Here is a 12,649-nt window from a genome sequence, read left to right on the forward strand (position 1 = left end):
GACGCGAGATTCGATGAGTTCGTCCCCCACGCCATTCTGGCGGCCCGACATCCATGCCGACCGCCGGCCGGCGCTTCTGGCGCGCGGGCGGATCAAGACGGCGCTGCGGCGCTGGTTCGAGGCTCGCGATTTCACCGAGGTCGAGGCGGCGATCCTGCAGCTTTCGCCCGGCAACGAGACGCATCTCCACGGCTTCGGTACGACGCTGATCGACAACGCTGCTGAGCCGCATCCCTACTACCTGCACACCTCGCCGGAATTCGCGGCCAAGAAGCTGCTCGCGGCTGGCGAGGCGCGCATCTTCGATTTCGCCCGCGTCTTCCGCAACCGCGAGCGCACGGTGCTGCACCATCCCGAATTCACCATGCTGGAATGGTATCGCGCCGGCGAGGATTACGACGTCCTGATGCGCGACTGCGCGGCGCTGATGGCTGAAGCCGTTCGCGCCGCAGGCACCACGACCCTCCGCTGGCGCGATGCGGAGGCCGACCCCTTCGCCGAGCCCGAGCGATTGACGCTGCACGACGCCTTCGCCCGCCATGCCGGCATCGACCTGCTCGCGACCGTCTCGCCCGCTGGCGAGACCGACCGCGCTGCGCTTGCCGAACAGGCCGTTGCCGCCGGCATTCGCCTGGCCGATGACGATAGCTGGTCCGACATTTTCAGCCGCATCCTCTCCGAGCGCGTCGAGCCGCATCTCGGCCGCGGCCGTGCCACGATCCTCTGCGAATACCCGATCAGCGAGGCGGCGCTCGCAAGGCCGAAGCCCGGCGATCCGCGCGTGGCCGAGCGCTTCGAGTTCTATGCCTGTGGCGTCGAGCTCGCCAATGCCTTCGGCGAGCTCACCGATCCAGCCGAGCAGCGCCGCCGTTTCGAGGCCGACATGGACGAGAAGGAGCGCATCTATGGCGAGCGCTACCCTGTCGATGAGGATTTCCTGGAGGCGCTTTCGCTGATGCCGGCCGCATCCGGCATCGCGCTCGGCTTCGACCGGCTCGTCATGCTTTGCGTCGGCGCACGCCGGATCGAGGACGTGCTCTGGACGCCGGTCGCGGAACCGGGCAGGGGAGGCGCATGACCGTTCACCTGCCCCCTGGCGGCCAGCCTTTGCGCAGCATCGACGCGCTCGTCGAGGCCGGGCTTGCCGCGCCCGCGCGCCGTGAAGCCCTGCAGAAGGTGGCGGAGCGCTATGCCGTCTCGGTGACATCAGCCGTCGCCGGATTGATCGATCCCACCGATCCCACCGATCCGATCGCGCGCCAGTTCATCCCAGATGCGGCCGAACTGGTGACGCTGCCGCAGGAACTGGCCGATCCGATCGGCGACGACGCCCACTCGCCGGTCGAAGGCGTGGTGCATCGCTATCCCGACCGCGCCTTGCTCAAGCTCGTCCATGCCTGCCCGGTCTATTGCCGCTTCTGCTTCCGGCGCGAGATGGTCGGCCCCGGCGGCGATGCGCTGACGGGTGCCAAGCTTGACGCTGCGCTCGCCTATCTCGCCTCCCGTCCCGAGATCTGGGAGGTGATCATGACCGGCGGCGACCCCTTCATCCTCTCCGCCCGCCGCATCCGCGAGGTCGCCAAGCGCCTCGCCGCGATCCCGCATATCAAGGTCGCGCGCTGGCACACCCGCGTGCCCGTCGTCGATCCCGCCCGGATCACGCCGGACTATGCGAGGGCGCTGCGCATCCCCGGCAAGGCGAGCTATATCGCTGTTCACGCCAACCATCCGCGCGAATTCACCGACGATGCCCGCACGGCTATCGCGACGCTGGCCGATGCCGGCCATGTGCTGCTCAGCCAGTCCGTGCTGCTCAAGGGCGTCAATGCCGATGTCGAGACGCTCGGTGCCCTGATGCGCGCTTTCGTCGAGAACCGGATCAAGCCCTATTACCTGCACCATCCCGACCTCGCGCCCGGCACCTCGCATTTCCGCCTGACGCTGGAGGAGGGGCAGGCGCTGGTCAAAAGCCTGCGCGGCCATCTTTCGGGGCTGTGTCAGCCGACCTATATCCTCGACATTCCCGGCGGCGCCGGCAAGATTCCGGTCGGTCCCGCCTTCCTTTCCGGCTGCGAGACGCCCGGTGTGGAGGCCATCGCCGAAGACCGACAGGGTGGGCGGCATCTCTATCCGCCCGTCTGATACGAAGGATATCGACATGCAGGACAAGCTGCCGCTCGCGATCGTCTCCGACATCGCCTGCCCCTGGTGCTTCATCGGCAAGACGCGGCTGGAAACGGCGCTCGCCCAGTTCGGCCTGAACGAGCGCTTCACCATCACCTGGCTGCCCTATGAGCTCAACCCGGAGATGCCCGAGGCGGGCATGGACCGCACGCAGTATCTCGACACCAAGTTCGGCCCGGGCAAGCGYCGGGAGATCGAGCTTCGGCTGTCGGAGGCGGCGCTGGAGAGCGGCGTCACCTTCAACTGGGCGAAGGTGACGAAGAGCGTCAACACGCGCATGGCCCATATGCTGGTGGCGGCCGCCTCCACCGTCCAGCGCGGCGGCGACATGACGGCCGCGCTGTTCAAGGCCTATTGGCAGGAGGGGCGCGACATCGGCGATCTCGAGACGCTGGTCCAGATCGCTGTCGAGCAGGGCTTCGACGAGCAGGCCGCGCGCGACGAACTCGCCAATGACGAATTGCGCGAGACCGTGATCGGGCTTGAGAACCACGCCYGCGAGGTCGGCGTCACCGGCGTGCCGTTCTTCATCGTCGACGGCAAGCTCGCCGTCTCCGGCGCGCAGCCGCCGGATGTCTGGGCGCAGGTCTTCCAGCAGGTGCTGGCCGCGCAGCAGCAGCCGGAGATGCCGGAGTTCTGAAGCGCTCCGGCGGCCGGTTCCGGCCTATCGTTTTCGGGGGGCGCCGTTCAGGGCCGCGGCTGCGCCGATGAGCGCCTTGAAGGCGCCTTCGTCGAGCGTCTCGCTCTCGTGGATATCGATCGCGCGCCTGACATTGCCGTCGAGGCTGGAGTTGAACAGGCCGGCGGGATCGTCGAGCGAAGCGCCTTTCGCGAAGGTGAGCTTCACGACGGTCTTGTAGGTCTCGCCGGTGCAGAGGATTCCGTCCCGGGACCAGACCGGGACGCCACGCCATTTCCACTCCTCGGCGACATCCGGAACCGCCTCCTTGATGAGCTTGCGGATGCGGGCCAGCGTCCGGCCGCGCCAATCGTCCAGCTCCGCGATCCGTGCGTCGATCAGCTCGGATGGGGATGCACCGGTATCGGCCTTGCTCATGATGCGCCGCCTTTCCCTTCGTTCTTCGCCTGCGCTCGATGCCTGTCGAGGGTCCATAACAGTTTCTAGCGGCCGAACTGAGCCGTCAGGTGGATCAGCGCCGGGGCACCCAGCGCGACGCCCGAGAGAAACAGCAGCGCGAAGACGATCTGCCTCATGGCGCGCTGCGACAGCGGCGGCGGGTAGCGCCGTGCCAGATGGGTGGCCATCATCACGACGGGGACGGCGATGAGGCCGGTGAGCGTCGAGGCTGACGGAACCTGGCCCGAGGCGGCGACCATTCCGGTGCGGACCGTGGCATTGAGCGCGAAGATGGTGACGAGGGTTTCCCGGATCGTCGCGAGCGCCAGCGGCTGCCTGTAGAGGTGGTAGACCAGCGGCGGCCCCGAGGTCGAGAACATGCCGCCCATCAACCCGGCGACGCCGCCGAAGAACAGAAAGCCGAAACGGCCCGATTCGCGCTGGAGCGGCTGAGGCTTGCGTGCGAGCTGGAGGCTCGAGACGATGATGGTGAGGCCCAGCGCCACCCGCAGGACATCGGCGCGGCTATCCGCCAGCCAGATCAGCAGCTCATAGCCGAGGACGAGGCAGGGCAGGCTCGCAAGCGTGACGAGCCCGAATGTCCGCCAGGCGACGTCGCGCCAGCCTTTCAGCAGCATCTGGCAGGCATTGACCAGGGTGAGCACGCTGACGAGCATGGCCGCATCGGGGAGGGACAGCAGGCCCGTCAGGCCGACCCCGCCCATGGTGATGAGTCCGAAGGCGAAGCCCGTCAGCGTCTGGGCATAGGCCGCGACGCCCGTCAGCAGCAGGAAGCCGGTCAGCGCGGTCCATGACATCGTGAGGCGGCCTCCGGAGGAGCGGAGAACGACGCCTAGAGGATCGGCCCGTTTTGGGGAATATTGTTTTCGGAAAAGCACCAATGCGTAGGAGATTGTTCTGCGAGGCGTCGCGGTGGCTTGCGCCCTTGCCTCCTGCTTCGAATCATGCGCCTTCCCTCGAAACTCAGGGAGCCGCCAGATGCAGAAGATCAACGATGTCCGCGACCGCCTGATCGTCGCCCTCGACGTGCCGACAGTCTGGGACGCCTACCGCCTCGTCTCGACGCTGGGCGACGGCGTCACCTTTTACAAGATCGGTTATCGCCTCGCCTTCGCCGGCGGGCTCGACCTCGCGCGCCAGCTCGTCGCCGAGGGCAAGAAGGTCTTCCTCGATCTCAAGCTGCACGACATCGGCAACACCGTGACCGAAGGCGTGGAATCGCTGACCAAGCTCGGCGTCACCTTCCTCACCGTCCACGCCTATCCGCAGACCATGCGCGGCGCGGTCGAGGGCCGGGGCGACGCGGCGCTGAAGCTCCTCGCGGTCACGGCGCTGACCTCCTATGACGACGGCGATTTGCGCGATGCCGGCTATGGGCTTGCGGTGCGCGATCTCGTGCGCCTGCGCGCCGAACAGGCCCGCATTGCCGGCATCGACGGCATCGTCTGCTCGGCGGCCGAAACCGAGATCGTCCGTGACGTGATCGGCAAGGATATGCTCATCGTCACGCCAGGCATCCGCCCGTCCGGCAGTGCTGCCGGCGACCAGAAGCGCACGCTGACACCGGCCGAGGCGATCCGCATCGGCGCCGACCATCTCGTCGTCGGGCGTCCCATCGTCCGCGCGGCAGACCCGCGTGCGGCGGCGGGCGCGGTCATGGACGAGATCGTCGCGGCTTCGTAATCTCCGCCCGAAACCGATTCAGCGAACGGATTGCACCATGCCCAAGGGATATGTCATCGGCCGCGCCAAGGTGACGGATGCGACCAAATGGGCGGCCTATGCCGCCAAGTCCTCCGAGGTGATGAAGATCTATGGCGGCACGCCGATCGTGCGCGGCGGCCAGATGACGGTGGGCGAAGGCGAGGGCCGCGCCCGCAATGTCGTCATCGAGTTCAACGATTTCGCCTCGGCGCGCGCCTATCTGTTCTCGCCGGAATATGCCGAGGCCCGCAAGCTGCGTGAAGGTGCGGGCGAGATCGACCTCGTCGCGGTCGAGGGGGCCTGAGCCATGGCGAAGGGTTACTGGATCGCGCGCGTCGACGTCGAGAATGACGAGGCTTACGCCAAGTACCGTTCGCTGAACGCCGTCGCCTTCGCCAAATACGGCGCGAAGTTCCTCGTTCGCGGCGGCGAGTACAAGCTCGCCCGCGGCGAGGGCCGCAAGCACAACGTCGTCCTCGAGTTCAAGGACGAGGGGACGGCCCGCGCCTGCTACGCCTCGCCGGAATATCAGGAGGCGGTGAAGCATCTCAGCGCCGCCGGCAAGTCYGATCTCGTCATCATCGGCGGCTATGACGGCCCGCAGCCGGGCGAGTGAGCTGAATCCGAATTCCGGGTCTCTCTTCGGTCGCCCGGGATGTCATCGCAGCACTGCAAGGAGCCGCAGGTGGCGGATCGTCTCTCTGACCCGTCCGCAACCCTGACCGCSATCGGCGTGATCAGCGGCACSTCGATGGAYGCSATCGACGTGTCGCTGGTGACGAGCGACGGGCGCGACCGGCTCTCCTTCGGCCCCGGCGCCTCCTATCCCTACCGCGACGAGACGCGCCGCGCCCTGCAGGCTGTCATCGCCGATGCCGAACGCGCCTCCTCCGAGCCTCTGACGGAGCTCGAGGTGGCGGTCACAGCCGATCATCTCGCCGCCATCCGCAGCTATGCCGAGGAGCAGGGGCTCGGTCTCGGCAGCGTCGATCTCGTCGGGCTGCACGGCCAGACGATCTATCATCGCCCGGAGCGCCGCTTCACCCGCCAGCTCATCGACGGGCAGGCCGTGGCCGATGCGCTCGGCATCCCCACGGTCGACCGTTTCCGCGATGCCGATGTCGCGGCCGGTGGCGAAGGCGCCCCCTTCGCGCCGCTCTACCATCGCGCGCTGGTGCAGGGGCTGGAGCAGCCGGTGATGGTGCTGAACCTCGGCGGGGTCGGCAATGTCACCTATGTCGACGGCGACACCGTCATCGCCTTCGACACCGGGCCGGCCAGCGCGATCCTCGACGACTTCATGCTGCGCCGGCTCGGCCGCCCCTACGATGCCGACGGCGCGCTTGCCGCAAGCGGCCGGGTCCATGGCGATCTCGTCGCCGGCTTCATGGCCAATCCCTATTTCGACAGGCCGGCGCCGAAATCGCTCGACCGCAACGACTTTCATCGTCGCGCTCAGGTGGTCGAGCCGCTCTCGGACGCCGACGGGGCCGCGACGCTCGCCGCCCTGTCTTCTCCGTCATTTGGATGATGAAGATTTAGGCTGAAGCTGGATAATTTTGCCCTGTGCTCCTGAACGAGCCAGCCCGCGAAGCAAAAGCGCTTCGCCGAACTGTTCTCAACGAGAGCGGAGGGGGAGGTCCGCGCTGCGCAGCAGGGAGACGAGCTGGCTTTGCTGGCGGGTGTCGGTCTTCTGAAAAATCCGCGCCAGATGGGTCCGTGCGGTCGAAATCCTGACGCGTTGAGCAGCGGCCGCTTCCGTCAGTGACAATCCGCTCGCCAGGGCGGAGGCAAATTTGGCTTCGGTTTCGGTCAGGTCGAAGAGCTGGCGCGAGCAGGCGACGATGTCGGTCGCCATCTCGAGCCGGCGGAGCGCGATCATGACCTTGCTGTGTGATCCAGCGGGCGCGAGGGAGAGGGCCGCAGGCATGACGCAGGCAGACAGCGAATGAGCGCGGTCGTCGCCCCGCAGAATCAGGCTGCTACGCTGCTGGCCCAGCGGGTCGCGGCCGCCATGCGCCGCGGCCTCGACCAGTTGCCTGAACTGCCGGTGGTCGCTCGGCTGACGGGCGAAGACGCGCCCCTGCCGGAGCGAGAGCGCTCCGTCGGGCTCGGCCAAAATCTCGTCGGCGCCTTCATTCGCATAGATGATGCGCAGGTCCTGATCGACGATGACGATGCCCATGGCGAGGCTGTCGAGGGCGCCGCGCGCCTCGTCCCGCTGGATCGCGACCCGGCCGAGATGGCGCCGGACCTCGGCGATCCGCCGCAGGACCGGATAGAGCTTGCCGAGCAGGGCGACGTCCTCCCGGTCGAACCCCTCCTGGTGGCGGCCGCGCTGCACGTCGAAAAACCAGAACGCCTCGCCGTTCTCCGCGAGGCGGCAGGCCATGCCGCCATGCATGTCCTGCGGCTGCATCCATTCCTGCCAGATGCGGCTGCTGTGCAGCCTTTCGCGGCCGTAGACCTCATGGTCGTGATAGACTTGGCCGAGAGGGATGTTGCGCAGGGCAAAACCCATCTCGACGAAATCCTGCGCGAGATCGCCGAAGCACCGCGCCTGCAAGGCCTCGTCGACATTGGTAGCATAGGCCACCCAGTCCTCGGGATTCGGTCCGACACTGGCGAAGCAGGCTTTCGAGCCATTGAAGAGCTGTCGCAGCGTTTCGGCGGCGGCAGGCATCTGCTCTTCATCCATCGCTCCGCTCAGGAGCTGATCGACGGCGGACATGACGGTATCGAGATTCGGTGCCGGCATGACGCTACCTCGCTCGCGACAGCTGCCGGGGCCCGGCGGCAGCAACGTCAAGCTAGCAGGACGCGTCGCTTTCGTGAAGTCCAAAAGCAATCCAAAAATTTAGCAGGCTGTCGATCGCTCAATCAGCTCTTGCCGAGCAGCGCCCGAATGGCCTCGCCTGTCGGCAAGGCGTCGAACACGCCATGGCGTGTCGTCGTCAGCGCCCCGGCCGCGGCAGCCAGCCGCAGAGCCTCGGCGAGGCCGTGTTTTCGGGCCAGGCTGACGCCGAGCGTCGCGGCGAAGGCATCCCCCGCGCCGAGCGCATCGACGGTGGCGACGGCGATGCCGGCCTGCGAGAGCGCCGCTCCGTCGCGGGGGACGGCGACGGCACCGGCCGCACCGCGCGTCATGACGACGAGGTCGGGCCCCAGCGCCATGATGGCCGGCGCCAGCGTGCCCGCGAAGTGGGCGGGATCGACCGTTGCGGCCGGGTCGTGGCCGATGGCGGTGGCGAGGTCTCCGGCCTCGGTTTCGTTGACGACGAGGATGCTGGTCCGCTGCAGGATTTCAGGAGTGATCGGCCGGAACGGCGAGGGGTTGAGCAATGTCGGGACGCCGGCCCGCCGGGCGATGTCGAAGGTTTCGGCAACCGCCTCGTCGGAGGTCTCGAATTGTGCCAATGCGAGAGCCGCGCCGGCGATGGCGCCGGCGCGTTCGCGGATATGCGCGCGGGTGATCGCGAAATTGACGCCGCTGGCAATCGCCACGCTGGTCTCGCCGCGGGGGTCGATGAAGCCGACGCCGCTGCCGGTTGACCCGGGGATGGTGACGAGCATGGCCTGCGGCAGATCGGCGCGTTGCAGCGCCGGAGCGGCGAAGGCCGCGGCCAGATCGTCGCCGATGGCGAGGAGCCCATCGACCGTCATGCCGAGCCGTCGGGCCATGATCGCGAGATTGAGGCCCTTGCCGCCGGGTTCGATCGTTACGATTTCGGCAGCGAGCGCCTCGCCGGGGCGCGGCACGCGCGGCACTGTTGCCGTGCAGGCAACCACGAAGCTTCCGAGCACGAAGACAGGCCGGTCGGTCATGGCGTTTGATTTCCCCGCTCGACTGCTGCTACCCGGGTTGTGCCACACTCATGCAACCATCGACAGAGCTTGAATTGCCTACGCCCAAGCCGGTGTTCCAGGACCTGCTGGACCTACGCGACGACACGGCCAAACCGCTTTATCAGCAGTTGGAAGACCAGCTGACGCGGCTGATCGGCGACGGCACCTTGCCGCCTGGCACGACGCTGCCGGCCGAACGGCAATTGGCCGAACGGCTGAAGATCAGCCGCACCACCGTGCAGCGCTCGTACAACGCCTTGCGGGAAAGGAAGCTGCTCAGCGCGCAGGGGCGCCTGGGCTCCATCGTGCAGGGGCCGGGGCCGCGTCTGCACCCCGGCATGGACCGGCTGAAGGGCTTCACCGAGGAGATGCGCGAGCTGGGGCGCGTTCCGTCGTCGCGCATTCTCGAACGGGAGATCGTGAACGACCGCTCCATCGCTTCGATCTTCGGCCACTCCTCGCATATCGATCTCCTCAAGCTCGTGCGCGTCCGCTCGGGCGACGGGATGCCGATGTCGCGCGAGATCGCCTGGTACAATCTCGAGCGGGCTCCCGGGCTGGCGCAGGCCGATCTCAGCGGCTCGGTCTATGCGATGCTGGCCGATCTCGGAGCGCCTCTCATCCGCTGCGACCAGACGATCGAGGCGGCTGCGCCGACGCCGGAAGAATGCGCGATCTTCGGCTTCGAGAGGCCGGTTCCGTGCCTGCTGATCAAGCGCCGCAGCTATGGCGCCGATGGCGAGATGCTGGAATATGTCGAGGGCCTGTTCCGCGGCGACAGCTACACTTACCGGCTCTCGCTCCATATTTGACGGCGGCGGCAGGTCGCTCGCATTTTAATCAGTCCAATACCAGTCCAAAAAACAGCATCCGCTTTGAACCTGCTCGCATTCCGGCGCGACGAAGGAATGCGGACGCGCGCTCTGCCCGCCCCGGCTGGATGAACCGGCCGCTGCGGGGGCGTCGCGACGATCCGAGACAACAGGGATGGATGTTTCGATGTCGCTCCACTTCTCGGTTTCCAGCCACGCGAATTACCCGCCCCTTTCGGCGCGCCGCGAGACCATGCCTGAACCCGCCTGCCATGCCTCGAAACCCGTTTTCGTCATCGATGCCAATCTGAACATCCAGTTCAGCAACCGCGGCGCCCAGGCCCTGTCAGGCGAGGGGCTCGGCGCCCCCGACCGCTTCACCGCCGCCGACAAGGAATTCATGGCGCGGCTCCATTCCTGGCTGAAGCGCTGCCGTACCGGCAGCATGGCCGGCGAGACGCGGCTGCCGCTGGCGCTCCGCTGCGGCCGGCAGGTCGCGATCGATGCCGTCCATCTCGAAAGCATCGACCTCTTCGTCCTCTCGGTCGACGATCCCGAGGTCGCCATGGGCCGCAAGCTCGATCAGGTCGCGGAAGCCTGTGGGCTGACGCCGACCGAGGAGCGCATGCTGGCATTGATCGTCGAGGGGCTCGACACCATCGTCGCGGCCAAGCGCCTGGGCATCGCCCCGACCACCGCCCGCACCCATCTCCAGCGCCTCTTCGCCAAGACCGGGACCGCGCGCCAGAGCGAGCTCGTCCGCTTCGTCGCCACCTATGTCGAGGAGCCGCGCTGAGCGTGCTGCCGGTGTTCGTTATGACGCGGGCATAGGACGCGCCCCTCCCTTCTCCCCTTGCGGGAGAAGGTGCCCGGCAGGGTCGATGGTATCGGGCGCTGACGATCAAGGTTGAGAGACCCCTCATCCGTCAGCGCTTCGCGCTGCCACCTTCTCCCGCAAGGGGAGAAGGGAAGAGGCAAACTTATCCCCGCCCTTCCGCCCCATGCCTATTCTCGCCTCGTCCCATTCGACCGAGGGGCTTCGCGAGGCATCGTGGGCCGGTTGGGATTGCGGGTTTCGCGCTCCCGGACCGTTGCGGGTCCGCTGGATCGCCGCGCGTCCGACAGGACGCGATCACGGTGATCYTCTCYTTGGTGGCGCGGAGGTGCCGACTTCGCACGGGCCGAACAGGCAGGCCCCCGCCCTTGCCGGGCGTCATCAAGCGAGGCGGACCCCCAGATACCCGTGCGCGGAGCCGRRCRGCGCGAGGTCGTCGCTGTTCGACACCATCGACATCGACTCGACATCGGCACGCAGCCGTCGACTGYGAACGCCGCCAGGCTCCGCGCATCCCTCGGATGTTGAAGCCCGAAAACCCCGCAGGCGAGGCCTGGACGGGGTTTTCGGTGCGCGACCTGCCGGGTGCCCACGGCCGCGATGCCCAACCCGGCGGTCGCCCCATCTTTCAGCGATCCGAGCCGCCGCGTCCGATTGACGCTGCGCCCGTTCGGTGCCATGTTTCTATTAATGGAACTTGAGTTCCATTTTTTGGAACATTTTCTGAGGCGTGCGAATGTCGATCTTGTCGGCGGCTGCGGATGTGCTTCGTTGCTTTTCCAGCACGCGGCACGATGTCACCGTCACGGATCTCGTCACGCTGCTGGGCATGCCGAAGAGCAACGCCTCGCGCCTGCTCAGGGCGATGCGGGACGAGGGGCTCCTGGAAACGGTCGGCGACAGCAAGCGCTACCGTCCGGGCGTGCTGCTCTGCCGGGTTGGCCAGTTCTATCGTTTCGCCGCATCGTTGGTTGACCGTAGCGATGCGGTTGTCCGCCGCATCTCCGACGCGGTTGGCCATACCGGCTATATCAGCGTGCGTCGCGGCGCCGAGGTGATGGGCGTGACCGCCCATTCCGGCCGACATGCGCTCAGGGTCGTCACGACGATCGGCGATGGCTTGCCTGCCTTCGCCTCCAGCACCGGGCGCGCCCTGCTGGCCCGGCTGAGCGACGACGAGGTCCGGGCGCTCTATCCGAATGGGCTCGTCCCGCCCTCGGTCACCGCCCCGCAGGATATCGACGATCTGCTCGCCCGCCTCGCGCTGACCCGCCGCGAGGGCTATGCCGAATCCGACGACGAGGCGGTGCGCGGGGTACATGCCGTCTCGGTCGCCGTCGGGGATCCCGAGACGGGCGACGAGGTCGCGCTCTGCATTTCCTTTCCGGCCGCCATCGTCGAGCCGGCCGAGCGCCTCGCCATCATCCGATCGCTGGGGGAGGGGGCCGCCGAGATCGCGGCCCTGACCCAGGACAAGCGCTTCTATCCCTTGAACCTTTCCATCGCGGAGACCGCTCCATGAGCAATCGTTGGCGTATCGGCTTCGACATCGGCGGCACCTTCACCGATTTCATCCTCTACGATTCGCAGGAGCGCTCCGTCCGCCTGCACAAGCGCCTGACCACGCCGCATGACCCCTCCGAAGCGGCGCTGATCGGCCTYGGCGARCTSACCGAGATGGCCGGMATCACGCTSGCCGATRTCGGCGACATCGTSCAYGGCACRACGCTGGTSACCAAYGCSGTGATCGAGCGCAAGGGCTCCAAGCTCGGCCTGATCACCACAAAGGGCTTCCGCGACATTCTCGAGATGGGGACGGAGCAGCGCTACGACATCTACGACCTGTTCCTGACCTTCCCCGATCCCCTGGTCTCGCGCGAACACCGCCTCGAAGTGGCCGAGCGCATGGATCGCGACGGCCAGGTCGTCACCGCGCTCGACGCGGACGCCGTGCGCAAGGCCGCCCGCGAGCTCGAAGCCGCCGGCTGCGAGGCGATCGCGATCTGCTTCCTCAACAGCTATCGCAATCCGGCGCATGAGCAGGAAGCCGGCCGGATCGTCCGCGAGACCTGCCCGGAGCTGACCGTCTCGCTGTCGAGCGAGGTCGTCGCCGAGATCTGGGAGTACCAGCGCTTCGTCACCACGGCGGCCAATGCCTATGTCCAGCCG

At 67.2% G+C, this 12,649-nt stretch carries 15 protein-coding genes; 11 read left to right on the plus strand and 4 right to left on the minus strand.

Features of this window, described 5'->3' with window-relative positions:
* Positions 1–13 precede the first annotated feature (13 nt).
* From epmA to AB4Y99_RS13085, 3 genes are read left to right on the plus strand one after another with little or no spacing between them, the layout of a single operon-like run.
* Entirely contained in the window at positions 14–1,078 is a 1,065-nt protein-coding gene (gene epmA, locus AB4Y99_RS13075; protein WP_441523615.1) for an EF-P lysine aminoacylase EpmA, read from the plus strand.
* A complete protein-coding gene (locus tag AB4Y99_RS13080) occupies positions 1,075–2,142 on the plus strand; it encodes a lysine-2,3-aminomutase-like protein (RefSeq protein ID WP_441523616.1) in 1,068 nt (355 codons plus the stop codon). The genes epmA and AB4Y99_RS13080 overlap by 4 nt, the downstream gene beginning before the upstream one ends.
* A gap of 16 nt (positions 2,143–2,158) precedes the next feature.
* Positions 2,159–2,824, plus strand: coding sequence for a DsbA family oxidoreductase (locus AB4Y99_RS13085; RefSeq protein WP_441523617.1), 666 nt, complete (start codon positions 2,159–2,161; stop codon positions 2,822–2,824).
* Positions 2,825–2,848: 24 nt separating this feature from the next.
* Here AB4Y99_RS13085 and AB4Y99_RS13090 read toward each other — a convergent pair whose 3' ends face one another.
* Both AB4Y99_RS13090 and AB4Y99_RS13095 read right to left on the minus strand, forming a co-directional pair.
* On the minus strand, positions 2,849–3,241 hold the full coding sequence (locus AB4Y99_RS13090; RefSeq protein ID WP_441523618.1) for a DUF1801 domain-containing protein: 393 nt from the start codon (positions 3,239–3,241) through the stop codon (positions 2,849–2,851).
* 65 nt (positions 3,242–3,306) lie between these two features.
* Positions 3,307–4,080 carry a TSUP family transporter gene (locus AB4Y99_RS13095; RefSeq protein WP_133562534.1) on the minus strand — a complete coding sequence of 258 codons (774 nt, stop codon included), beginning with the start codon at positions 4,078–4,080 and terminating at the stop codon, positions 3,307–3,309.
* A gap of 181 nt (positions 4,081–4,261) precedes the next feature.
* On the opposite strand from AB4Y99_RS13095, the gene pyrF reads away from it, so the two are divergent.
* From pyrF to AB4Y99_RS13115, 4 genes are read left to right on the plus strand one after another with little or no spacing between them, the layout of a single operon-like run.
* On the plus strand, positions 4,262–4,966 hold the full coding sequence (gene pyrF, locus AB4Y99_RS13100) for an orotidine-5'-phosphate decarboxylase (protein ID WP_038360500.1): 705 nt from the start codon (positions 4,262–4,264) through the stop codon (positions 4,964–4,966).
* Between the two features lie 37 nt (positions 4,967–5,003).
* Positions 5,004–5,291 carry a DUF1330 domain-containing protein gene (locus AB4Y99_RS13105; protein ID WP_038360503.1) on the plus strand — a complete coding sequence of 96 codons (288 nt, stop codon included), beginning with the start codon at positions 5,004–5,006 and terminating at the stop codon, positions 5,289–5,291.
* Between the two features lie 3 nt (positions 5,292–5,294).
* Positions 5,295–5,603 carry a DUF1330 domain-containing protein gene (locus tag AB4Y99_RS13110; RefSeq protein WP_441523619.1) on the plus strand — a complete coding sequence of 103 codons (309 nt, stop codon included), beginning with the start codon at positions 5,295–5,297 and terminating at the stop codon, positions 5,601–5,603.
* Positions 5,604–5,642: 39 nt separating this feature from the next.
* Positions 5,643–6,518 carry an anhydro-N-acetylmuramic acid kinase gene (locus AB4Y99_RS13115; protein WP_441523620.1) on the plus strand — a complete coding sequence of 292 codons (876 nt, stop codon included), beginning with the start codon at positions 5,643–5,645 and terminating at the stop codon, positions 6,516–6,518.
* An 87-nt stretch (positions 6,519–6,605) separates the two neighbouring features.
* Here AB4Y99_RS13115 and AB4Y99_RS13120 read toward each other — a convergent pair whose 3' ends face one another.
* Both AB4Y99_RS13120 and AB4Y99_RS13125 read right to left on the minus strand, forming a co-directional pair.
* A complete protein-coding gene (locus tag AB4Y99_RS13120) occupies positions 6,606–7,745 on the minus strand; it encodes a PAS domain-containing protein (protein ID WP_038360509.1) in 1,140 nt (379 codons plus the stop codon).
* 122 nt (positions 7,746–7,867) lie between these two features.
* Entirely contained in the window at positions 7,868–8,812 is a 945-nt protein-coding gene (locus AB4Y99_RS13125) for a PfkB family carbohydrate kinase (protein ID WP_441523621.1), read from the minus strand.
* A 74-nt stretch (positions 8,813–8,886) separates the two neighbouring features.
* Between AB4Y99_RS13125 and AB4Y99_RS13130 the strand changes: the two genes are divergently transcribed.
* From AB4Y99_RS13130 to AB4Y99_RS13145, 4 genes are all read left to right on the plus strand, one after another.
* The gene (locus AB4Y99_RS13130; RefSeq protein WP_248311121.1) at positions 8,887–9,645 is read left to right on the plus strand and encodes a GntR family transcriptional regulator; all 759 of its coding nucleotides are present in this window, start codon (positions 8,887–8,889) and stop codon (positions 9,643–9,645) included.
* Between the two features lie 187 nt (positions 9,646–9,832).
* The gene (locus AB4Y99_RS13135) at positions 9,833–10,441 is read left to right on the plus strand and encodes a helix-turn-helix transcriptional regulator (protein ID WP_441523622.1); all 609 of its coding nucleotides are present in this window, start codon (positions 9,833–9,835) and stop codon (positions 10,439–10,441) included.
* Between the two features lie 775 nt (positions 10,442–11,216).
* Positions 11,217–12,002 (plus strand): IclR family transcriptional regulator, encoded by a 786-nt coding sequence (locus tag AB4Y99_RS13140; protein ID WP_441523623.1) that lies wholly within the window; start codon positions 11,217–11,219, stop codon positions 12,000–12,002.
* A partial coding sequence (locus AB4Y99_RS13145; protein ID WP_441523624.1) for a hydantoinase/oxoprolinase N-terminal domain-containing protein occupies positions 11,999–12,649 on the plus strand: 651 nt, incomplete at its 3' end. The genes AB4Y99_RS13140 and AB4Y99_RS13145, both read left to right, overlap by 4 nt.

Source organism: Allobosea sp. TAB14 (genome assembly GCF_052113865.1).
Classification (GTDB): domain Bacteria; phylum Pseudomonadota; class Alphaproteobacteria; order Rhizobiales; family Beijerinckiaceae; genus Allobosea; species Allobosea spartocytisi.

Excerpts from the sequence above, each read along its gene's own strand:
- AB4Y99_RS13140 (WP_441523623.1), top strand. The coding sequence starts at position 11,217 with ATGTCGATCTTGTCGGCGGCTGCGGATGTGCTTCGTTGCTTTTCCAGC.
- AB4Y99_RS13120 (WP_038360509.1), bottom strand. The coding sequence starts at position 7,745 with ATGCCGGCACCGAATCTCGATACCGTCATGTCCGCCGTCGATCAGCTC.
- AB4Y99_RS13135 (WP_441523622.1), top strand. The coding sequence starts at position 9,833 with ATGTCGCTCCACTTCTCGGTTTCCAGCCACGCGAATTACCCGCCCCTT.
- pyrF (WP_038360500.1), top strand. The coding sequence starts at position 4,262 with ATGCAGAAGATCAACGATGTCCGCGACCGCCTGATCGTCGCCCTCGAC.
- AB4Y99_RS13080 (WP_441523616.1), top strand. The coding sequence starts at position 1,075 with ATGACCGTTCACCTGCCCCCTGGCGGCCAGCCTTTGCGCAGCATCGAC.
- epmA (WP_441523615.1), top strand. The coding sequence starts at position 14 with ATGAGTTCGTCCCCCACGCCATTCTGGCGGCCCGACATCCATGCCGAC.
- AB4Y99_RS13090 (WP_441523618.1), bottom strand. The coding sequence starts at position 3,241 with ATGAGCAAGGCCGATACCGGTGCATCCCCATCCGAGCTGATCGACGCA.
- AB4Y99_RS13125 (WP_441523621.1), bottom strand. The coding sequence starts at position 8,812 with ATGACCGACCGGCCTGTCTTCGTGCTCGGAAGCTTCGTGGTTGCCTGC.
- AB4Y99_RS13105 (WP_038360503.1), top strand. The coding sequence starts at position 5,004 with ATGCCCAAGGGATATGTCATCGGCCGCGCCAAGGTGACGGATGCGACC.
- AB4Y99_RS13095 (WP_133562534.1), bottom strand. The coding sequence starts at position 4,080 with ATGTCATGGACCGCGCTGACCGGCTTCCTGCTGCTGACGGGCGTCGCG.